We start from the raw sequence: 21,750 nt of genomic DNA, 5'->3' as shown, positions 1-21,750 counted from the left end.
TATGAGTTGGAAAGGATTAAGACCATCACAATTCACACTCCAAGTTTTGCGTGATGGCTCAGAATTACAAAGAAAAATAACCGCTGCGATGCTTCAAGGTGTTGTGCTTAAAAGTCCAGTCGATACAGGGGCTTTCAGAGGTAATCATCGTGTTTCAATTGGTAGTGTCGATTACACCAAAGACTTTCAGAAAATAGATAAATCAGGTACCACTACCATTTCAGATGGGATGGCTAAAATACTAAGCGTTCAATTGGGAATGAGAGTCTTCATTAGCAATAATTTACCTTACGCAATCGCTCTAGAGAATGGACATTCTGGGCAAGCACCACTAGGAATTTATTCCATCACATTCCAGTCAGCTACGAGTAGATATAAATGATGACTTTATCAGAGGCTGAATTGGCGATATACAAGCGAATAGGTCAATTTAGTGGTGTAGAAAAAACAAATCTTCGTATTGAAAATCAGAAAACTCCAGATGGTAAACCTTTTGAACCACCATCAAATAAACTTTGGTGCAAAGTTTATATTCAGTATGGCGATAGTTTGATTGCAGGTATTGGAAATGGACCCTGTATTCGAGATATAGGCACTATTTCAATTCAATGCTTTGCACCAAAGAATTCAGGCACGATTGAAATGACAAATCTATGTGTTAAATGGCGTGAATTCTTACAATCCTTTGGTGTTTCATTTCTTGAAGTTTATAAAGTCCATGCGCCACAAGATATGGATGACGACAATTTCTATGCAAAGATAGTTAGAGCTGAGTTTCGAGTTAATTAGCTTAATCACACAACAAACCTGAATTACTTTTAAACGAACCTGTCCTTAGTGGCAGGTTTTTTTATGCCTGAAATATGGCATCCAAGCCAACTAGGGTAGCTCCTGAAAGGAAGATGGTCGTTTCGACTACTCATTGCATCTTCTTGTTGGCTTTCTTTTCTTTATGAGTGGTCGGAGCATAACAATGAATGCGATTGTAAAAATCGAAAATCAAACTCCATTTATAGAAGTTAAGATAAATGGGAAAAATCAATTTGGCGTAAATGCACGAGATCTACATCACTGGCTTGATAGCAAACAGGATTTTTCGACATGGATTAAGCGTCGAATTTCAAAGTATAAGTTTCAGGAAAATATTGATTATCTGATCCACCAAGTGGTGGAGCAGGGTGTTAGTGGTGCAAAACACAAAACAGATTACATATTGTCTGTTGATATGGCAAAAGAACTTTCAATGGTTGAATGCACAGATCGTGGTCGTGAAGTTCGCCTGTATTACATCGAACAAGAAGATATTGCCCGAAATCTTAAAGATGGAATGCAAGTGCGGATCGGTAAACTTTCAGCACAGCTTGAGTTAATTACACGAGGTCTATCTGAGGCAGGTCGTTTTCTTGTTGTCCATGGGAAGCAGACTAAGCCAGCCATGATTAAAGAGCTAGATGACCTAATAAACGAAACACAGCAATCATTAGATTTACAAAATAAAGATGATGATTAAAAAAGGGTAGCATTTCAAATGCCACCCTAAAAATCAATCCACCTCCTTAACGGAGGTTTTTTTACGCCTAAATTAAGGAGAACTTAATGAGTTCTGGAGCTAAACAATTAACCCGAATTGGTTTTGAAGCATCACCTGGTGTGATTGCAACAACCTGGAATACATTTGCATTTACCACTAATGGTTTAGATGCATCAGCACAAACCACCGAATCACAAACGATCAAAGATTCTCGTATTGCAGCTGGTACTTTAGTGACTGGTGTTGAAGTGCAAGGCGATATTGAGTCTGAATGGGCTTATGGCATTCAAGATGGAGTCTTAGAGCTAATTGCCTTTAATGCTTGGAAGAGCAACGTTTTAACATTTGGTGGTACTACTCGAAAAACACTTTCGATTATTCGCGGCTTTAGTGATATCGATAACTTCCAAGTTTTCACCGGTTGCCACATTAACCAGTGGACTTTATCGATTCCAGATAGTGGTATTGTGACTTCTAAATTCGCAATTATGGGAATGAAGCGCACAGCTTATGAGGTAGCTCCGACTGGTACGGTAACACCTGCAGTGGATGCAGTACCTTTAACTAGTCTATCTACCGGCGACATTCTTATTGATGGTGAAAAGAAACCAGGAATGTGCATCACTCAGATTGAATTAACCATTGATAATACGATGCAAATTCAGAAGTGCTTAGACTATGAAAATAACATTGCCGCAATCTTAGAAACCATTATGAAAGGCAGTGGTAACTTTACAATTGCATGGTCCAAAAACACTGCAGAACTTTATGAAAAACAATTCTTAAATGAACCGATCGGTCTTGAATACTCATTGAAAGATACTGCAGGTAATAAATACACACTCAAACTACCTAAGGTTCAAGTATCTGCGCCTTTGCCAAGTGGTGGTGCTGGTGATGTATTAACTACCCAATTCTCGTTCACAGTCGCGAATGTTGCACCGACTCTTACACGTGTTCCTGTAGTTGCGGGGCCTTAATCATGTTAATTGAAATCGAAGAACAGAAGTCCATTGAATACGTTCAAGAATGGTTTGATTTTAAAGATGGCGTGAAATTACTCATTGCGAGTATTGATAAGCCATCTTTCCAGCGCTCACTTGAACTTAATGGGATTCAAGCCGAGCAAGAGCTTGCAGGCATTAAGGCAGTAACAGATGAAGGAGCGGTTAAGGCCAAATTAGGTTTTAACCGTGCTGTATCACATCTATTGCTCGGCTGGGTCGGTCTGGATGATAAAGAAAATAAGCCGATCGAATACAGCGCGCAAAATGCAGAGCTGATTTGTACAAGCTCAAAGCAATCACTTGAAATTATTGTCTTCATCATGGAAAAGGCTAAAGTGATCCATGACTCTAAAAAAGAAGAGATTGTTGAAGAAGTGGGAAAGTCCTCAAGCACTACGAGCAAAGAAACATCAAATGGTGCGAAGAAAAAACCGCAGAAGTCTACCAAAAGCTCGGCATAAAACCACCTGAGCGTTTAGAGCCAAGTTTCACGGCTGATCACATTATCAAAGCCTTTAATTTAATTTCAAAGGCTCGACGTTTTATTGCCTTTCCGCAGGGTGGTGGGTTTTATGACTCACTCACTCTTGCTGACATTAAAAGCTATTTTGATGTGTATGGGTGTGACTTGGATCGAGGGCTTTTTGTTGAGTGTATTTTCGCGCTGGATGGGAAGTATTTAAATGATGCGAATAACCGTAAAATTTAAATTGGATTTTTTTTAATAAAAATATCCAATTTTCTCTTGTCGGATTTTTACCATATATTATTTTTTTTATTTTATATTTTAAGATCAAAAAAAATATGGATAAAGTTATGAAAAGGACAATAACAGGTTTAATTTTAGCAACTTTAAGTTCAATGAGTTGGAGTGTTTGTACATATAGTTTGGATGCAACTAATTCACAAATTTCAAGTTTTGGCGCAGCTCCTTTTTCTAATAAATCAGCACAATCTGTTTCAGAATATGTGACAAGCGCTAATAAAATGTATATGGCTGCTTCTACTGGAGGGATTAGTGGTTTTCTTCAAAATGGAGGAACAGGTGATAAAAATTTACCAAGTGATGGAGTTGTTGCGTTTGAAGTAGAAGTACCTAAGTTTTTACTAAATAAGCCAACTAATGGAGAGGTAGAAACAGATATTATATTATTTAGTAAAGATACTGTAAATCAAGGGGTATTCTCAGGAATGATCTATCTACATAGTGGTTACAATAATGTTTCTGCTTATCCTGAAAATGCTAGGGTGAGTGGGATGTTATCTGGTGGGTCATACACTATGAACAATGGCCAAATGACTATTAGTAATCCAAGTGTAACCATTCCAAATACTGCGGTATCACTACCTCTAAATTCTAATTATAGAATTGGCGTCTACCTCAACCAAAGTTCTAAACAGATTGGACTAATTGTTAATGGGGTTAATAAAGGGTACTTGTTTAATTATGAGAAAAGCTTATTAAACCTAGGAATTATATTAGGGCTAACTACTTCAAGACTTACTACATCCGATAATGTTTTAAATCAAGAAATAAAATTGTCATTGATAACTGATAAGAATCAACTTCAGTTCTCTTACCCATCTGGATCAAAAGACATCTGTGGCAACACAATCTAAAAACTGAAATATATTTAACCTCCCTCGGGAGGTTTCTTTTTGGTCTTAAAATTAGTATCTTGGACTAAATCCATAGCAAGGATAAGATATGAAAAAACTTATAATTTATCTCTTTACAGTGTTTTTGCTAATATCTAGTATATCCAGCTTTTTCTATGGTATTGATTTACTTGAAACTTACCATTCAAAGGGCAAGGAAATACCAGATAAAATATATTCTGTTTCATTAAATAATCATGGCTCAGTTCATTATGTATCGAAAGAGCAGAATAATAGAATTAATTCCTTTTTTTATATTGCAGTGATCAGTTTTATATTTTCAGCTAGTGGGCTTGCTTGGATTCAAAAAAATAAAGTTGGAGGTGTCTAACGTGGAAGACTTAAATCGCAAAATTGAATGTTAATCAAACCCACTCAATCGAGTGGGTTTTTTATTGGACCCAATTTATGAGTAATGAAAAATTTACATATCCATGTGATCTAGATGGAAACTCAGGCAAACAAAACTTCAATATTTTGACTTCAAAATTTGGTGATGGCTACGAACAGAATATCTCAGTAGGCATCAACAATAAAAAGGGGGAGTGGCCTTACAAATTTACATCTACCAAGGAAGAGATTCTTCAAATCAAAGCTTTTTTTGATCGACATAAAGGGGCTGATTCATTTCTATGGAATTCTCCATTGGATGGTGAGGTGAGAGTTAAAACAGATACAAGCTATACACCTAGTCAAGTAGGTGGAATGATCTGGACTATTTCCACAACCTTTACCCAAGTTTTTTACCCTTAAATCTAATTAACTTCACGCCCCACTCGTTGGGGCTTTTTAATTGAAGGAACATGAAAAATGTCAAAGCAATTTACACAAATTGAAGCAAGTTTTACTGCAGCACTCATAGTCAAAATTGAAGCATCAGCCTATGAATTTGGATCAAAAATAGATTATCTGTCAATTGATTACAACAAGGCCACAGATGATGTATTAATCGGTTTAAAAAAGGATAAAGAGCCTGATGCGAGCCGAGTCTCATTAAAAGAAGCACAATTCATAAGTTGGTTGATCCCCCATATTATTTCTTTGCAGAACCGGTCGGGAGTTTCAATTCAATCGATTCAAGCCATTTATGATCTGGAAGGCTTGGATCTTGATATTGTGGTGAATGACAATGTTAAACAGTGATTTTCAAAAGCTTTATGTAGATGGATTAATCACACTATTTGAATTAGATGCCAGCGCATTAGGAGCTGGCGTTTTACGTTTTCATGGTCATATTTCTTATGAAGACTGGGAAAAGATTTATTCATCGATTGGTAATGAGTCTGTCTCAACCGGTGAGGGGTTTGATCCTGGTGATGAAAAAGTTTGGCAACGCAATATTATCTTTAATGGTCAGACTTTTGAGCCAATGGCGTTGCAAGTAAGTGGTTTGGAAATGCGAAGTGATGGTAAGGCTTCTGCTCCGACTTTAAGTATGGCCAACAATATTAAAGGTATTCAAGGTGCGGTAACTGCATATTGTTTACAGTTTGGTGATTTTGCTGGTGCAAAAATCAAAGTCATTACCACATTAGCCAAATATCTTGATGCTGAAAATTTTAGTGCTGGTAATGCCACGGCTAATCCAAGTGAGAAGCGCGAGCAGATTTGGTTCATTGAACAAAAGACTTCTGAAAATGCCCAGCAAGTGACGTTTGAACTTTCTAATCCAGTGGATTTCGAAGGGCTAAAAATCCCTACACGGCAAATATCAAACTACTGCAATTGGGAATATCGAAGTGAAGAGTGCGGATATATCGGATCTGCTATGTTTACTGAAAAAGATGAATCGACAGACAATCCAGCTTTAGATCGATGTAACTACCGAACATCAGGCTGTCGTTGCCGAGAGAATGAGCTTCATTTTGGTGGATTCCCTGCATCTTCGATGGTGTAAATATGAAATTAAATAAAAAACTCAAAGCAGCGATTTTATCTCATGCTGAACAATGTTTCCCCGCAGAATGTTGCGGGGTTATTGTTTCTGGTACGTATATACCTTGTCGCAATGTCGCTGAAAAAGGTCAGTTTCAAATTCATCATGAAGACTTGGCGAATGCTGAAGATCAAGGTGAGATTCAAGCTTATGTACATTCACATCCAAATGCTACAGCACGTGCTTCTGATTTAGATTTATTACAAATTGAACTTCATGAAATGCCATGGGTGATCTGTGCTTGGCCCGAAGTAGATTTCCAAGTCTATAAGCCATGTGGCTATAAATCACCACTCATTGGTCGTGATTACCATCATGGATATCAAGATTGCTATTCAATTATTCGTGATTTTTATAATCGTGAGTTAGGTATTCAGTTGATTGATTTCGAACGTAATGATGATTGGTGGAGTGATAAAAATCACAAATCCCTTTATCTAGAAAACTTAGATGCAGCTGGATTTTATGAAGTCAGTGAACCTCAGTATGGTGACATGTTGGTGTGTAATGTTGGCCGTACAGAACACCCGAATCATGCTGTGATTTGGTTGGGTGATCAGTGGCAATTAAAGTCAGAAGAAAGCACAAGTTGTTTTGGTGGACCATTAATCCTACATCATCCTTATGGTCGAAAGTCAGTGCGTGAAATTTTTGGGCAACAATGGCAAGAGCGTGTTGTCAAAATTGTGAGGCATAAGAATGCTTAAAATGATCAAATTGTATGGCGTACTGGGAAAGAAGTTTGGTAAGGAATTTAAGCTTGCTGTTGAAAGCACCCGTGAAGCTGTAAGAGCACTATCAGTCCAAGTGCCCGGCTTTGAACAATTCATGCTAACCGCTCATGAACAGGGACTTACCTTTGCTGTTTTTCAAGATGATGAAAATATCTCTGAGGATCAGATTGATTTTGAGACTGGCGCCAAAGTTATCAAGATTGTGCCTAAAGTCCTTGGGGCTGGGGGGAATGGAGCGCTTCAAACTATATTGGGTGTTGTGATGGTTGTTGCTGGTGCGGTAATTGGCTATGTTGCCGGATGGACAGGTATCGGGGCTCAAATTGGTGTGAGTATGATTGCTGCTGGCGTTGGTATGATAGTTGGAGGTATTGCTCAAATGATGATGCCAAAGATGGACGAGGAAGATCAAAACCAAGATGGAAATAAGTCTAACAAGGGATTTGGTGGAGCAGTCACCACAATCGCACAAGGCAATCCAGTTCCGATTCTTTATGGTCAGCGCGAAGTCGGTGGATTCATTGTAAATGCTGGTCAATTTGCAGTAGATACTTTTAGTTCTGCAGATGCTGGTTTTACAGGCGGTGGCAGCAGCGGTGGGAAGAAATAATTTAAGAATATAAGCGCATTAAGCGCTTTTTTATTGTGTGGGAAAAAGTATGCTTAAAACAGTAAAAGGCGCAAAAGGCGGTAGCAAAAACCAAAGACAACCAAAAGTTGCAAATGATACAACCGCTTCAAAAACCTATGCACGTTTACAATATGGCATGAGTGAGGGCGAAGTTGAGGGCTTAGCAAATGGCTTTAAGTCAATCTTCCTTGATGACACACCAGTTGAAAACGATAGTGGTGCAAGAAACTTTCAAGATGTCATTCTAGATTTTCGCTCAGGTACCAATGATCAGGCATACATGGAAGGTTTTGAAAGCATTGCTTCTGAAACTGCTGTTGGTGTTGAACTTAAAAGTGATACGCCTTGGGTTAAAGGGATTACCAATCTTAATCTCGATGCCGTGATTGTAAGAGTGCGCTTTGGGGCTTTAAAACAGCAAGATCCAAGTAATGGCGATGTCTCAGGTATTGTTATTGATTATTTGATTGAAGTGCAGACTGATGGGGGATCATGGGAGTTAATGCTTGATACTCAAATGTCAGGAAAAACTTCAGCAAATTATGAACGTACCCATCGTATAGGCTTACCAAAAGCCAATAATAATTGGTTGATTCGCGTCTCACGTAAAACACCAAATTCAAGCTCTGAATATGTCAGCGATAAGATGTATATTCAAGCCATTACTGAAGTTGTCGATCTTAAGCTGGCCTACCCAAATACTGCATTGATTGGCGTGCAATATGATGCTGAAACATTCTCAAATATTGCCAAAATTGCTGTTGATCTAAAGGGTGTAAAGATCAAAGTACCAAGCAACTATGATCCAGTAAGTCGAAGCTACATCGGGATATGGGATGGTCTATTTAAGCGTAGTTATAGCAATAATCCAGCTTGGATTTACTATGATTTATGTACCAATAAGCGATATGCACTTGGCAACCGTTTAACCGAGCAAATGATTGATAAATGGTCGTTGTATCGTTTAGCACAATATTGTGATCAGCTGGTACCCAATGGCAAAGGTGGTCAAGAGCCACGGTTCACTTGTAATGTGTATATTCAAAGTGCCGAATCTGCTTTCGATATTTTAAGCAAACTTGCAGGTTTATTTCGTGCTATCAGTTATTGGGATGGTGCATCGATCGTATGTGAGGCTGATTTACCTCAAGATGCTATTTTTACATATACATCTGCCAATATTATTGATGGCGTTCTTGGTATTAATTACACCGGTACGCGTGCACGTGATCGGCATAATGCAGTCAAAGTTGCTTGGGATAATCCGCAAAATCGCTATAAGACTGAATATGTTTTTGTGCGTGATGAAAAATCAATTGCAGAGGCTAAAGCAGTACGCTTATTAGAACTAGAGGCATGGGGCTGTACATCAGAAGGACAAGCACAACGTACTGGCCAATGGGCTTTAAAAACAGAACAACTTGAAACTCGAACTGTCACATTTAAAGTTGGGTTAGATGGCTATATTCCCTTACCTGGTAAAGTGATTGAACTTGCTGATGAGTTGTTAGCTGGTCGTGCAAATGGGGGGCGTATTTCTTCAGTTAGTGCTGATTTAAAACAAATCACCTTAGATCGTGATGATGTTGTATGCCGAGCTGGTGACCGTCTAGTTGTTAATGGCGAGAATGGAAAGGCACAAGCACGAGTTGTATCAAGCATTACTGGTCGAGTTGTTACTGTAGTATCAGCATTTGATAGTGTTGCCCCACAAAATGTATGGGTGATTGATGCACAAGATTTAGCGACGATGAAATTTCGTGTAGTCTCGATCTCACAAGATGAACCACACCAATTTACCATTACTGCATTACAACATGCTGATTCTAAATTTAATGCCATTGATCATGGTGCATTTATTGATGATCGCCCGATCTCAATCATTAATCCTACAACTCAAGATCCTGTTGAATCAGTCAGCATTTCCAGTGAGCAAATGGTTCAGCAAGGAATGTCTGTTGAAACCATGGTGATCAGTTGGCCACAAGCCAAAGGTGCAACTAAGTATCAAGTTGAATGGCGTAAAGATAATGGTACCTGGTTAAAGCTACCAATAACTGGAAATAATTCGGCAGAGATAGCTGGTATCTACGCAGGTAAATATGAAGCGCGAGTTGTTGCGATTAGTGCTTTTGATATTTCATCTCTACCAACCTATTCAATTTTGACTGAATTAAAAGGAAAGCAGGGCAAACCACCTAAAGTGGCGTTTATCCAAGCAACTGGTATTTTATTTGGTATGAAACTGGATTGGAGTTATCCAGCAAATGCTTTGGATACTGCTTATGTAGAGATTCAAGTCTCACCAGATGGTAAATCTAACATTGCTACATTAGGTTCTTTTGCTTATCCAACCTCAACCACAGTAATCCAAGGACTACAGCCAAATCTAACTCAATTCTATCAAGCACGTTTGATCGATAGAATCGGGAATGTTGGTGACTGGTCCGACTGGACAAATAGTACAACAACAACTGATGCGAAAGATGTACTTGAATTACTTGATGGCCAGATTACAGATAGTCAGCTAAATCAAGATTTGATTAGTCGCATTGAAGTGGGTTCAGAGGCAAAAGACTTAGTTGTAGAAGTAAATAAAATTGCAACTGCTACTTCTTTACAAGTCGATAAGTTAACGAACGAGCTTACAGCAGAAACAGCACAACGGAGAGATGATAACAAAGCATTGAATGATGCTTTAACTCAGGAAACAGTACAGCGTAGAGAGGGTATCAAAGCACTCAATGATGGTTTAACTCAGGAAATTACACGAAGTAAAGATGCTGATAAGTCACAGATTGAGACGCTGGACAACTACAAAGCTTCAATAGATGGTTCACTATCTAATGTCCAAACTAGTATCAGTACGATTGCAACGGCAACTGAAGCTAACACTTCCAAGCTGACTGCATTAGATTCAGCGATTGATGGTAAAGCTGATGCGTCGGTAGTACAAAATCTAAAAAATGATGTAGTGGCTATAGGAGATCAAGTTAATACTCAAAGTAGTATTATCACTGGATTACAAAATACTGTAGTGAATAAGGCTGATGCATCAATAGTACAAAATCTAAAAAATGATGTAGTGACTATTGGAGATCAGGTTAATTCACAAAGTAATATCCTCACTGGTTTACAAAATACTTTAGCAGGTAAGGCCGATGCTTCTGCTTTAACAGCGCTTGACTCTAAAGTAGCAACCATTGATGGCAAAGTTACATCACAAGGGCAAGCGATTACCGCTCTTGAAAACTCGATTGCTGGCAAGGCTGATGCTTCTGCTGTCAATCAGTTGAAGACTACAGTTGAGCAACAGGGCAATACTATTTCATCACAAGGTCAAGCAATCACAAAGGTTGAGGCTAAAGTTGACAATATCGCTATAGGTTCTGAGAATTTGATTGATGAGGCTGGGGTTTGGTCTACAGGTCTCGCTACTGGTGGAGATGTAGCGACCCTATCCTCAGATTTAAGTGTCTTGTATGTCTGGTCTGGTGGTACATCTAATTATGTTACAGGTATGTTGGCTGGAGATAAGATCGAGAGAGTTGATGAAAATTGCAACACTGATGATGATGTAATTTTCTCTGTTGAGATTTTGATCGAGAGCGGTAGTGTACCTAACCCACCGCTATTGTATTGGAAAGATTCTATGAACTATCTTCCACTGCAATTAGCTAAGGGGCAGGTACAAAGGTATGATATTTGGCAAAGATACTACCACACAAGAAAGTATGTTAAAGGGGGGCTTGCTCCACACTTTAGCTTCCCATACCAAGGTGTTTACCGATTCCGAAGACCTATCATCGAACGTGGCAACATCCCAACAGCTTGGAACGTTTCTGATACCGATTTTGCTACTGCAAGAGCTGTTCAAACATTGGATGCTAAAGTTACGACAATCGGTGACAAGACAAATGCTAACGCAGAGGCAATCACTGATTTAAGAACTTCTGTAAGCAACAAAGCTGATTCTTCTGCATTGAACTCTTTGAAGTCAACTGTTGAACAGCAGGGTAATACGCTTACTTCACAAGGTCAGGCTATAACCTCTGTTTCAGCCCAAGCTGGTGAGACAGCAAATAAGGTTGGTCTCACAAGAAATTGGTCTATTTTTACCTTCAGGAATGGTGACAGCCAACATGAAAAACGTGGGTTGTATAACGCTCTTGGGGAATGGACTCAAAGTATTGGTCGCGGACTTAACTTGTATGAGTTTAATAGACTTGGTGATCTAGTTAATTATACAAACTTTGACACTTATGGTGACTTGTGGGTTGCTTCAAATAACTTTGTTTCAGCTGTTGGTAACATCCCATACGGTAACTTCTTTGCTATTGCTGGATGTGACAATGTAGGTAACGTTGGGTGGGACGAGGATCAACGAGTCGTAAACCTAAGGAATGTGCTTATTAACTGTGGTTTCAGGTTGGAAGACCTTAGAAACTGGACAGGTAATAGAATGCCAATTGCCATCACAAGAAGAAGTGCAACTGTTGGAAGTCCTGTCTATGTGTTGTTTGATTCACCACATAATATGGATTGGTTCTCGCACAGTTTCACTCTTGTTGATGGTACACCTATTGGCTTTGGTACGAACACACAAGATCGTCAAAACACTTTTGCCAATGCTACAGCTATTTCTAAGTTAGATGCTACTGTGGTTCAACATGGTCAGGACATCTCTGCACAAGCTCAATCCATTACAGGACTTCAAAGTTCTATTGCTGGAAAAGCTGATGTAAATGCACTGAATCAGTTAGAGACAAGGGTTAATCAACAAGGGAATACAATCACAGCCCAAGGTACCGCATTGACTCAGGTTGAAGCGAAATCTGATATGGCTCTGAATGGTAAAAAGACTATTGTTGATTTATCTGGACTTAATCCAAACCTTTACTACCCTATCTTTATGAACATCAACTCTATTGGTATTGCTGAAATAGAGATTGTAATGAACCTTGGAACAGAACAAGCACCTTGGTCGAGTCATGGTGGTGGCTCATTCGCTATGAGTTTGAGGTGGACAACTAAAGGCAGTGGTTGGGGCGCTCAAGAGATTGATCGCCAAATTATTAACTCTAATTGGTTATGGACACAATCACAACAAGCTCCTTTCCAAGATATCAGTCAACAGATCGAATCTTCAAGGGAGTATGTTTACCTAAGAGGTGGTACGAAATATCACTTCACATGCAATCAGTATGTAAATGGTGCACCTTTTTACGAGGGTTCTGGTGGTGTTGGTTATGTGCCGTCATTGGTTCCAGTGTCTATAAGTGCAAAACTAGGTGTGACTGCTTTAGCTACACAGACATTGGATGCTAAGGTTACAGAAGTTAATGGTAGGGTTGAAGCTCAGGCTGGTATCTTGAGTCAAGTTCAAACCACAGCTGGTAATGCAGCTGGAAATATCTTACTTGACTCTAACAAAGTTACGGAGAAGCCAGTTGGCTCTAATCCATATCCATTTTGGGCGAGAGAGACATCAAAGCCTTTAGTTGCTGGTAAGTGGTATACGCTGGTGTATGAGGCAGAGTTTCAATCTGGTGGAGCTGGAAGTGAGTTTAGACCTTACATCCATGGGGCAATAAACTTTGAGGGAACAAACCAATCTTTTGGAAGACAAGTAAGGGTTGCTAGGCTCAACAACAGTTATTTTCCTACAGGTACAGTTGGTAACATTAGTTTCTATATCACAGGTGGTCAACCTGACCAAAACAACTCTTATGCGAAAGTGTATTGGGCTTGTTTATATGAGGATACCGTTGCACAACCAGTATTACAGTGGCAACCAAACAACTTTGAGACAACTGCTTTAGTACAGCAATCCCTTAACTCAATTAACGGTATCAAGGCCCAATACACTGTGAAAACAGATGTGAATGGTTATGTTGCTGGTATTGGATTGATTAACGAGGGTTCAGGAAAGAGTCTGTTTATTATTCGTGCTGATCAATTTGCAATTGCGGCACCAGCATCGGTAGGAAATGAAACCAAGTATGCTTTTAATTACCAAGCAGGACCAGTGACTTTACCAAATGGGACAGTCGTTCCTGCTGGGCTTTATCTTGATAACGCTAACATTGGTTATATTTCAGCAACTAAGATTCATGCTGAAAGTTTGAGTGCTGTTAGTGCTAATTTAGGAACTTTTACAAGTTCAAATAGTAACGGCACAACAACAATTACGGGCTCATATATTGAGGTTAAAGATAATCAAAACCGCATAAGGGTCAAAATAGGAGTTTGGTAATGCCAACAGGTATTTTGTTGCAAGATGAACAAGGGAGAGTGTCATTCGATGGCACTCAAAGAATACCAAAAGTCTTAGTGGAAGTTACTATTAATGCCGGTGATGTGACAAAAACTGTTTCCTTACCAAGGGCCTTGAAAGGTCAGTTGTATTACTACTATATACCTTTGGAATCCAATGATACTGAACCATATTACGATCCAATGAGCTATAACTATACGGTTACCGTGAACGGGACTCAGTTGAAAGTTGACTATATACCTTATGCGGCATGGTCTACTGCACCTAAGTCATTCAAGGTATTAGTTGGAGAATATTAATGGCATCGTATTTGGAGCTTAATAATGATATTACCCAAGTGATTGATGATTCATTTTTTAATTTAGCATTTATACGTAAAGAGCGGCATTATTTCATTAAGACATCAGGACCAGGTATTTATGGGTGGATGGGTTATGACATAGATGTTTCAGGTATTGATAACCCTGTTGTAGCATTTAGTTCAGTATGCGGCTGTTGTTATTATAATATGACTGCTACTACCATTCGTGTTATGGCTACAGGAGCAAACCAACAGAACATTCCTAACGCACGTGATAAACTTAATAATGAAGCTAACTACGTAGATATCTATATATTTGGTAGACCATTAGATAACACTCCAAACATTGGTTTTAAAGCTTGGGATGCAAATGGCAAATTGGTATTTGATGCAAATCATAGATATATGCAACCGCAGCAGATGTATCAGGAAACGGGTAACTATACTCCTATTACTCAAGGCGGTAAGTACGTAAATAGTAAGACTATCTCTTTGCCTCCAGGACGAAAGTATGCAGCATACCCGTTAAACAGAATTTACTATGTCAGCGCTGAATGGTTAAGTAATGGTTGGGAGAGCTGGTATCAAGGAGATGTTTATTCATCAGTTGCCGCTATAGAAGCCGGTACTGTATGGCTCACCTCAGGTAAAATTGATCAAGTTGAAGATATCTCTGGCGTATCAATTGGAGTATGTAGACATCACTATATGTTCCTAGACGTAACAAATTACTAAACATCAAAAACCTAAGGCACCCAATCGGGTGCTTTTTTATTGCCAAAAATTAGGGGAAATATATTGAACGATCCAATTTCAATCAAAGGCCTACCATGGCTTTTTAAAATTGTTGCAGCTGTTATTGGGGCTATTTTTGCACTTACTTTAAGTGGAGATATAGACACTCAAGGCCGCATCAAAATCACCATGGGCGTCATTATGAAGTTCACTTTTAGCGTGGCCATTAGTTTGTATGGTGGCTCAGCTTTTATTGAATACTATGACTTAGCCCATTACACACATATGGCCCAAGGTTTTGTGATGTTGATTTTTGCCATTTTTGGAATGCTTTGTATAGGTATTGCTTATCAATCCGTACAGCTTCTAAAAGGTAAATCATTTAATGAAATCATCACAGAGATTAAAGAAGCATTTGGAGCGATATTTAAATGAATTTTGAGAAAGCATTTGCTCGATTAATTGGCCATGAAGGTGGCTACTCAAATGATCGTAATGATCCTGGTAACTGGACAGGTGGAAAAGTTGGGAAGGGAGTTCTGAAAGGAACTAAATATGGTATTGCTGCCAACACCTACCCGAATTTAGACATCAAAAACTTAACACTCGAACAAGCCAAAGCAATTTATAAAAAGGATTGGTGGGACAAACTTGGCGCTGAACAACTCCATCCTGCGATTGTTTATCAATTATGGGATTTCGCCGTGAATGCTGGGAAAAGTCGAGCCGTTAAAGAATTACAACAAGTCACTGGTGTGATTGATGACGGTATTTTAGGTGCAAAAACGATTGCTGCGGTTAAAGCATTATCTGTGACTGATGTTTTGATTTTATTAACTGCTGAGCGTTTGCGATTCTATACATCGTTAACCACTTGGGGAACTTATGGCAAAGGCTGGACGAACCGAGTTGCAGATAACTTAAAATACGCAGTGCCAGATATGAAGAATGGTAATTAACGACATGAAATTAGTCGTCAAACTTAGTTTTACTGAATTTATTAATAGGTACTAGAAAGCATCCAAACAGGGTGCTTTTTTATTACCAATTTCACCCTAAGGCAGTCCGATGACTGTCTTTTTTTATGTCTAAAGAAAAGGAAACACAATGAAAAAGAGTTTAGCTTTTTTAACTGGTATTTGTTTAGCCCTGAGTTCAGGTTTTACAAGTGCCGTAACGCTTAATGGTTGGGCATTAACAAATCCAGTTGCGTTAGATGCATCTGGTTTAGTTAATGGTTCTAAAAATGTTGCTGATCTAGCTAAGAAATCTCATGCTCTGATTGCGCCTGTTGCAAAAGATGTGAGTAAGGTATTAGTTCGAGGTGCTGGCGGCTTAGCACTTTCAGTAGCAGTAGAGGAGTTGTTGGGTGCTGTAGATTGGATAATGGATCCAGCGAATAATGAAATTATATATTCAAAAACACATGACGCATCCAAGCCGCCAACTGTATGTCAAAATTATTTTAAGGCTACATCCGCCACACCTTATGTAGTGGCTTATGGGTGTAGTATTCCTCAAGTTGCAGCAAATTATTGTAAAGAGCGATTATCAAAGCCGAATGTTCATGGATGTAGTATCTCAAATATCACTAGTGAATCTTTTTTTGTTGAAACCTCTTGTATAAAGTGGGATGGTTCTTGCTATGGCATTGATAGCACCATCGTGCCTGAGTACCGTGTTAACCCATATTATGATCCTAAAGAAACCCTCCCACTAGATACAGTTTCCCAAAAGATTATTAGCAACGCACAATCTGGCAATACTGATGCACAAGCAGTTACAGTTGCAGCAGCTCAAGATATCTTAAATGAAGCTGAGAATGATGCAGAGAAAGCTAAACCGATTGTTCAGCAGTTAGAAGCGAATGCTATAGTTGCGGGCATTGCTCCTCATCCTAATAATATTTCGCATGATCGTGAGGATGAGATTCGTAATATGAAGCCAAATGATCCATGTGATGAAATTTCACAAGCGATCAAGGATTTGGAAGAAACAGTTACTTGGCGTAAAAGTGACTTAAATCCTAATGAAAAAGGTACTAAAAAATACGTGGGACATCAAAAGCGAATTAAAATTCTTAATGACAAAAAAGATGACTTAAAACGAGCTTATACAGTTTGGTGTGAAGGTAATTAAAGGGGATTACACAATGGAATTAATAGATACTTCAATCAGTTATCTTTCAGGATTTTTAAATGGTCTTGCAGAAATCGATGGTGATATTAGAGAGAAAAATCTGAATATCTTTGATGTTGATAATGATCCATCATTAACATTAGAAGACAACTTTTTTAAACACTATGATAATTATGTTGGATTAGATTTCACATACGAAAAAATTAAGTACTCTAATATTGAAACATTAATTCAAGACTATTTATTAACTAAGCCATTAGGCATGACAATTGATACAGCAGATCGTAAAAAGTATCTCGCTTTTCGAATCATGGACTATCTTGAGTGGTGCTTTAGTGATGATGTTGTGGTAAGAGAACTGGATGTTTATTTTGCTAAACTGACACTTCCAAGTGGTGTATTTGTAAGGTTTTTCATCATTCCTTTTAACAATAAATCGCTCTATTTCCTTATTGAGGAAAAAGTAACTCTAGAATAATTTTATTTTCTAATTGACCGTCGAAAGGCGGTTTTTTATACCCAAAACAAAACCCCCGACAGTTTGCGGTGTCGGGGGTTTTGTTTATCAGCAATGCGCCGTTAGGCGCTTTTTTTACGCCTAAGGAAAAGTCATGGCTGAACAACGTAGCACACTCATTATTGAAATTAGCTCAGAACAAGCAGCACGTAATGCACGTGCTTTAGATCGAGAGCTACAAAGTATCGAACGCACTGGTAATTACGCAACTACTTCAATGAACTCTATGTCAGTGGCAGCAAGGCAGTTGGCAGGGTATTTGGCAGGTGTTGTGACTGTTGGTACTGCGATATCTAAGATGGATATGTACACAGGTCTACAAAATAGACTGAAGCTTGTGACTGCAAATCAGAATGAGCTTAATCAGGCGATGAAAGATACTTTTGCTATTGCGCAAAACACTGCTCAAGCGTGGGATTCAACAGCTCAGGTATATCAAAGATTTGCTCAAAATGCGAAATCCCTTGGAATTAATTTAAAGGATGCAGCAACACTCACAGAGACAGTTTCAAAAGCAATCTCAATTAGCGGTGGAACAGCAGCATCAGCAGAAGCTGCATTGGTGCAATTTGGACAAGCCCTTAGCTCAGGAATCTTAAGGGGTGAGGAATATAATTCTATCGCAGAACAGGCAGGTGGATTAAGAGATGCAATTGCGAAAGGGTTAAATATTTCTGTTGGTGATTTGAGAAATTGGGCTAATGAAGGAAAGCTCACAACTGATGTGGTCATCAAGGCTTTAAAGAACGCAAAAGTTTCTGTTGATGACTTATTTGGGAAAACTGATTTTTCAATTGGTCAAGGGTTTGTTCAACTTGGCAATGCTGTAGCTAACTATGCTGGTGAGCTTGGTAAGTCAACAGGTATATCTAAAACGATGCAAGAATCATTAAAAAGCCTTGCTGATAATTTAAACACAGTAACAAACATTGCCATGATTGGTGGGGCGTATTGGCTTGGTACTTATATTCCAGCACTTTATACAAGCACAATGGCAGGCTATGGAAAAATTAAGCAACTTACTGAACAGACATCCATTCAGTATGCTGCTATACAAGCAGAGCGGGTAGCAGCAGCTCAAGAGTTGGCTAGTGCAGAGGCTCGAGTAGTTTCAACACAGGCAACTTTGGCGGCAATTGCAGCTGAAAAAGCATTAGAGGTACAAAGATTAAAAGAGCAAATCAATAGTATTGGTCGGACTGCATCAATAACACGAATGGCTGAGCTTAGAAGAGTTGAGACTCAAGTTACTGCTGAATTAACAGTTGCTCAAAATGCTTTGGCCGCTTCTCAAAGCCGAGTTAATGCAGCCCAAAACTTATCAATGGGTGTTGGCCGTGGTTTGCTTGGTGTACTGGGTGGACCAGTAGGATTAGGTTTAACTGTTGCGGCTGTTGCTGGTTCATATCTAATGCTCAAAGATAGTACCAAAGATACAACTGCCACGCTTAATTTACAAAAGGGCACTGTAAGTGAGTTGGTTGAAGAATATTCAAAGTTGGATGAGCTTCAAAAACGCACAACAATGCGAGAGCTCGAAAAGCAAGTTAAAAGCTTGGCCACGAGTTATACAGTTGCTTATTCAGATTTGAGCGCAATGATTGGATGGCTTGAAGAGTCAGGCTCAGTGTCAGAATCTACAGCAAGAGAAATCAATAAGCTTTTCAAAGAATACAATAAGGGCAAAATAAGTTCATCTGAATTTGCAACAGCAGTAAATAACTTATCAGGAGTTCAGAAAAAGCATAAAGTTGAAATCGATGAGTTGACTACGGCCCATGCAAAAGCTGATGCAGAATATAAAAAGGTTAAAACTGCTCAACAAGCATTAACCAATCAAACTTCATCTGCAATAAAGGCAAACAAGGACGAAACAGACTCTATCAATCTTAAGAAAAAAGCTCTTGAAGAGTCAAAAAAAGCTTATGACAGTTATAAGTCAGGTGCTTTTGATGATATTAAAGAAATGGCAGCAAGGGCTAAATTGCAAAGTATGGGGCAGTCAGATGCTTTAATTGAGCAAAATTTGAAGGTTTTAAAAGCATTAAATTTTGATCCACTTAAAACTAAGACTCCTTACGCACAGGAAATGTTTAAGGTTGCTGATATTTCCGCAAAAATGAAGGAAAAAGAGGATTTAATTACCCAAGCGAAAAAAGATCAGACTAAAGAGCTTGAGAGACAGCTTAAAGTCTTACAGGTCAACGAAAAAGTTAAGTCTAATGCTGCTAAATATGGCTTTGAAAATATTGAGTCAAAATACGGTATTTTGCCAGGGCTGCTTTCAGGCATTCATATGCAGGAATCACGAGGTAATGCTAATGCCATTGGTCCTATGACTAAATATGGTACTGCAAAAGGTGGATTTCAATTTCTTGATGATACCGCTAAGCGTTTCAAACTGACTGGAAGCGATGTATTTGACTTAGGTAAATCAGCAGAGGCAGCAGCTAAATACCTTCAAATTCTCTATAAAAAATTTGGCTCGTGGGATATGGCAATATCTGCTTATCATGCAGGCGAAGGGAACGTAGAGAAAGGTACTAAAATTGGACCAGTAAACCGTCAATATGTTCAAAATGTAAAAGGCTATATTGCAGGAACAAATGGTTTTGATGGCTCAACTAAAGACTTTGATACTTCTGTCAATGATTTGGTTAAGTTCTTGCAAGTTAAGCAAGATTTAGAACTGCAATATTCAAGTGGTGAGATTCAACGCAGAACAGAACATGAGAAGAAATTAGTAGATATTCAATCTCATTTTTCAGGTGATACATACACAAAACTTGAGCGTCAAGAGAATGAACGATTTGCAAATGAAAATCGACTTGCTGAACTCCAATTTGACTTAAATGTGCGGGGTTGGAACTGGACAAATGAGCAACGAATTCAAAATGAAATCGACACTCAAAAAGTAATTATTTCTTTAAACAAAGAATATTCTGATACTCAAAAACAGATTGCTAAAGAGGAGGTTGATGAAAAATTTGCGTATGAACTTGAAAAGTCAAAACTTGCTAAAAATCAGCGCTTACTTCAAGCAACTGAATTTTACATGTCAGAGCTTCAACTAGCTAAGGCTAGATATGACATAGAAAAAAAGCTTATTGCTCAGAGCAATGAAGACCCAAAAGAAAAAGCTTTTAAATCGCAGATGCTTGAACTTCAAAATCAAGTTGAAATGAATCGGCGTTTAAAAGATACCTCTATGGGATGGGATTTTGTTCAATCCCAAATGAATGGATCTAATGGACGTTTTCAAGTTAGCCAAGATAGATTCAGCAGAATGGGCGCATCACAAAATCTATTTGATACACAGATTGCAGATGTTGAAAACCAAGAGCAAGAGCCAGGCGCTGATTTACAAAAACTAGCTGAGGTTCGTGAACAAATTTGGGCTGCGCATAATCAACGGATGATCGATATTGAAAATCAGTATCAAAAGGATTCAATGAATCTACAGTTAACCCAAGCTCAGCAATTGACCGGTTCATTTGCAAATATGTTTAAAGGTATTCTTGGTGAAAGCTCAGGTGCTTATAAAACAATGTTTGCAATGCAGCAGGGTTTTGCGCTTACTCAAGCTGGTATGAATTTATGGTCGTCTGTTTCAGATGCTTATGCTAAAGAACCAGGTACTGTATGGCAGAAAGTGGCAGCAGGCGCTAAGGCAGCCTTGGATCAAGGAACATTTTTAGCAATGATCCAAGCAATTACACCTCAAGGTTTTGCAACTGGTGGCCCCATCACAGGCAAAGGCACTGGAACAAGTGATGATATTCCAATCATGGCATCCAATGGCGAGTTTATGATGCGTCAGTATGCTGCCTCTAAAATTGGTCTAGTCGCTTTAAATTATATGAATCAGACTGGGGAAATTCCATTTCAAAGTGAATATCTTGCTATGAAATCGCAGTTTTTAGGATCTACTTTACCAGATTCCAGTACTCAAAAATTTAAAGATGGTGGTTTAGTTGGTGTTACTCGAATGAGTAATGAGGATGCTGATAGAAGGCGATTCAATTCTATTCCAAAGAACTCATCTCAGGGTGAAGGCAGTGGAGATATTAAAATTGAAGTCAACATCACTGACTCAGGCGTTAATACTTCAGGTGGTAATACTCAGGATCAGAGACAGTTCGCTCAAGTTGTTGGTAATGCTGTGAGAGCTGTAATTATTCAAGAGAAGCGTCAAGGAGGTTTGTTGTCAAAATAAGAAAAGCCACTTCGGTGGCTTTTTTCTGTTTTAATTGATATTTTATGAGCACTTTGAGGAGTGCTTT

Annotated in this window: 20 protein-coding genes; all 20 read left to right on the top strand. The window is 38.7% G+C overall.

Annotated features, from left to right (window positions below):
• Position 1: 1 nt before the first annotated feature.
• A complete protein-coding gene (locus ACZ5QH_RS18150; RefSeq protein WP_303578017.1) occupies positions 2–382 on the top strand; it encodes a hypothetical protein in 381 nt (126 codons plus the stop codon).
• Positions 379–789 (top strand): hypothetical protein, encoded by a 411-nt coding sequence (locus tag ACZ5QH_RS18145; RefSeq protein ID WP_303578016.1) that lies wholly within the window; start codon positions 379–381, stop codon positions 787–789. The genes ACZ5QH_RS18150 and ACZ5QH_RS18145 overlap by 4 nt, the downstream gene beginning before the upstream one ends.
• A 184-nt stretch (positions 790–973) precedes the next feature.
• Entirely contained in the window at positions 974–1,510 is a 537-nt protein-coding gene (locus ACZ5QH_RS18140; protein WP_303578015.1) for an antA/AntB antirepressor family protein, read from the top strand.
• Positions 1,511–1,596: 86 nt separating this feature from the next.
• Positions 1,597–2,511: a phage tail tube protein gene (locus ACZ5QH_RS18135; protein ID WP_303578014.1), complete on the top strand. Its 915-nt coding sequence runs from the start codon at positions 1,597–1,599 to the stop codon at positions 2,509–2,511.
• Positions 2,512–2,513: 2 nt separating this feature from the next.
• Positions 2,514–2,999, top strand: a complete 486-nt coding sequence (locus tag ACZ5QH_RS18130; protein ID WP_303578013.1) for a hypothetical protein — start codon at positions 2,514–2,516, stop codon at positions 2,997–2,999.
• A 355-nt stretch (positions 3,000–3,354) separates the two neighbouring features.
• Positions 3,355–4,158: a DUF4882 family protein gene (locus tag ACZ5QH_RS18125; RefSeq protein ID WP_303578012.1), complete on the top strand. Its 804-nt coding sequence runs from the start codon at positions 3,355–3,357 to the stop codon at positions 4,156–4,158.
• Between the two features lie 88 nt (positions 4,159–4,246).
• Positions 4,247–4,528, top strand: a complete 282-nt coding sequence (locus tag ACZ5QH_RS18120) for a hypothetical protein (protein WP_303578011.1) — start codon at positions 4,247–4,249, stop codon at positions 4,526–4,528.
• A 77-nt stretch (positions 4,529–4,605) separates the two neighbouring features.
• Positions 4,606–4,950, top strand: coding sequence for a phage tail protein (locus ACZ5QH_RS18115; RefSeq protein ID WP_287839110.1), 345 nt, complete (start codon positions 4,606–4,608; stop codon positions 4,948–4,950).
• A 57-nt stretch (positions 4,951–5,007) separates the two neighbouring features.
• Complete coding sequence (locus tag ACZ5QH_RS18110; RefSeq protein WP_303578010.1) at positions 5,008–5,340, top strand: hypothetical protein; 333 nt, start codon at positions 5,008–5,010, stop codon at positions 5,338–5,340.
• Positions 5,327–6,094: a phage minor tail protein L gene (locus ACZ5QH_RS18105; protein WP_419263019.1), complete on the top strand. Its 768-nt coding sequence runs from the start codon at positions 5,327–5,329 to the stop codon at positions 6,092–6,094. The genes ACZ5QH_RS18110 and ACZ5QH_RS18105 overlap by 14 nt, the downstream gene beginning before the upstream one ends.
• Positions 6,095–6,096: 2 nt before the next feature.
• A complete protein-coding gene (locus ACZ5QH_RS18100) occupies positions 6,097–6,840 on the top strand; it encodes a C40 family peptidase (protein ID WP_303578008.1) in 744 nt (247 codons plus the stop codon).
• On the top strand, positions 6,833–7,477 hold the full coding sequence (locus tag ACZ5QH_RS18095; RefSeq protein ID WP_303578007.1) for a tail assembly protein: 645 nt from the start codon (positions 6,833–6,835) through the stop codon (positions 7,475–7,477). Before ACZ5QH_RS18100 ends, ACZ5QH_RS18095 begins: the two co-directional genes overlap by 8 nt.
• Positions 7,478–7,526: 49 nt before the next feature.
• Complete coding sequence (locus ACZ5QH_RS18090; protein WP_303578006.1) at positions 7,527–13,754, top strand: TipJ family phage tail tip protein; 6,228 nt, start codon at positions 7,527–7,529, stop codon at positions 13,752–13,754.
• On the top strand, positions 13,754–14,074 hold the full coding sequence (locus ACZ5QH_RS18085; protein ID WP_303578005.1) for a hypothetical protein: 321 nt from the start codon (positions 13,754–13,756) through the stop codon (positions 14,072–14,074). Before ACZ5QH_RS18090 ends, ACZ5QH_RS18085 begins: the two co-directional genes overlap by 1 nt.
• On the top strand, positions 14,074–14,811 hold the full coding sequence (locus ACZ5QH_RS18080; protein ID WP_303578004.1) for a hypothetical protein: 738 nt from the start codon (positions 14,074–14,076) through the stop codon (positions 14,809–14,811). The genes ACZ5QH_RS18085 and ACZ5QH_RS18080 overlap by 1 nt, the downstream gene beginning before the upstream one ends.
• A 63-nt stretch (positions 14,812–14,874) precedes the next feature.
• Complete coding sequence (locus ACZ5QH_RS18075) at positions 14,875–15,246, top strand: hypothetical protein (RefSeq protein ID WP_303578003.1); 372 nt, start codon at positions 14,875–14,877, stop codon at positions 15,244–15,246.
• The gene (locus ACZ5QH_RS18070; RefSeq protein ID WP_303578002.1) at positions 15,243–15,770 is read left to right on the top strand and encodes a glycoside hydrolase family 108 protein; all 528 of its coding nucleotides are present in this window, start codon (positions 15,243–15,245) and stop codon (positions 15,768–15,770) included. The genes ACZ5QH_RS18075 and ACZ5QH_RS18070 overlap by 4 nt, the downstream gene beginning before the upstream one ends.
• A 148-nt stretch (positions 15,771–15,918) precedes the next feature.
• Positions 15,919–16,950, top strand: a complete 1,032-nt coding sequence (locus ACZ5QH_RS18065; RefSeq protein ID WP_303578001.1) for a hypothetical protein — start codon at positions 15,919–15,921, stop codon at positions 16,948–16,950.
• Between the two features lie 13 nt (positions 16,951–16,963).
• Entirely contained in the window at positions 16,964–17,428 is a 465-nt protein-coding gene (locus tag ACZ5QH_RS18060; RefSeq protein WP_303578000.1) for a PDDEXK family nuclease, read from the top strand.
• Positions 17,429–17,561: 133 nt separating this feature from the next.
• Positions 17,562–21,683, top strand: coding sequence for a tape measure protein (locus ACZ5QH_RS18055; RefSeq protein WP_303577999.1), 4,122 nt, complete (start codon positions 17,562–17,564; stop codon positions 21,681–21,683).
• The last annotated feature ends 67 nt before the right edge of the window (positions 21,684–21,750 follow it).

It is taken from the genome of Acinetobacter sp. Ac8, from assembly GCF_055392545.1.
Note: the sequence above shows the minus strand (reverse complement) of the source record. Positions and strands in the feature narration are given on the sequence as shown.

What these genes read in the sequence shown, in the direction of transcription:
- ACZ5QH_RS18150 (WP_303578017.1), top strand. Translation starts at nt 2, where the DNA reads ATGAGTTGGAAAGGATTAAGACCATCACAATTCACACTCCAAGTTTTG.
- ACZ5QH_RS18145 (WP_303578016.1), top strand. Translation starts at nt 379, where the DNA reads ATGATGACTTTATCAGAGGCTGAATTGGCGATATACAAGCGAATAGGT.
- ACZ5QH_RS18140 (WP_303578015.1), top strand. Translation starts at nt 974, where the DNA reads ATGAATGCGATTGTAAAAATCGAAAATCAAACTCCATTTATAGAAGTT.
- ACZ5QH_RS18135 (WP_303578014.1), top strand. Translation starts at nt 1,597, where the DNA reads ATGAGTTCTGGAGCTAAACAATTAACCCGAATTGGTTTTGAAGCATCA.
- ACZ5QH_RS18130 (WP_303578013.1), top strand. Translation starts at nt 2,514, where the DNA reads ATGTTAATTGAAATCGAAGAACAGAAGTCCATTGAATACGTTCAAGAA.
- ACZ5QH_RS18125 (WP_303578012.1), top strand. Translation starts at nt 3,355, where the DNA reads ATGAAAAGGACAATAACAGGTTTAATTTTAGCAACTTTAAGTTCAATG.
- ACZ5QH_RS18120 (WP_303578011.1), top strand. Translation starts at nt 4,247, where the DNA reads ATGAAAAAACTTATAATTTATCTCTTTACAGTGTTTTTGCTAATATCT.
- ACZ5QH_RS18115 (WP_287839110.1), top strand. Translation starts at nt 4,606, where the DNA reads ATGAGTAATGAAAAATTTACATATCCATGTGATCTAGATGGAAACTCA.
- ACZ5QH_RS18110 (WP_303578010.1), top strand. Translation starts at nt 5,008, where the DNA reads ATGTCAAAGCAATTTACACAAATTGAAGCAAGTTTTACTGCAGCACTC.
- ACZ5QH_RS18105 (WP_419263019.1), top strand. Translation starts at nt 5,327, where the DNA reads ATGTTAAACAGTGATTTTCAAAAGCTTTATGTAGATGGATTAATCACA.
- ACZ5QH_RS18100 (WP_303578008.1), top strand. Translation starts at nt 6,097, where the DNA reads ATGAAATTAAATAAAAAACTCAAAGCAGCGATTTTATCTCATGCTGAA.
- ACZ5QH_RS18095 (WP_303578007.1), top strand. Translation starts at nt 6,833, where the DNA reads ATGCTTAAAATGATCAAATTGTATGGCGTACTGGGAAAGAAGTTTGGT.
- ACZ5QH_RS18090 (WP_303578006.1), top strand. Translation starts at nt 7,527, where the DNA reads ATGCTTAAAACAGTAAAAGGCGCAAAAGGCGGTAGCAAAAACCAAAGA.
- ACZ5QH_RS18085 (WP_303578005.1), top strand. Translation starts at nt 13,754, where the DNA reads ATGCCAACAGGTATTTTGTTGCAAGATGAACAAGGGAGAGTGTCATTC.
- ACZ5QH_RS18080 (WP_303578004.1), top strand. Translation starts at nt 14,074, where the DNA reads ATGGCATCGTATTTGGAGCTTAATAATGATATTACCCAAGTGATTGAT.
- ACZ5QH_RS18070 (WP_303578002.1), top strand. Translation starts at nt 15,243, where the DNA reads ATGAATTTTGAGAAAGCATTTGCTCGATTAATTGGCCATGAAGGTGGC.
- ACZ5QH_RS18065 (WP_303578001.1), top strand. Translation starts at nt 15,919, where the DNA reads ATGAAAAAGAGTTTAGCTTTTTTAACTGGTATTTGTTTAGCCCTGAGT.
- ACZ5QH_RS18060 (WP_303578000.1), top strand. Translation starts at nt 16,964, where the DNA reads ATGGAATTAATAGATACTTCAATCAGTTATCTTTCAGGATTTTTAAAT.
- ACZ5QH_RS18055 (WP_303577999.1), top strand. Translation starts at nt 17,562, where the DNA reads ATGGCTGAACAACGTAGCACACTCATTATTGAAATTAGCTCAGAACAA.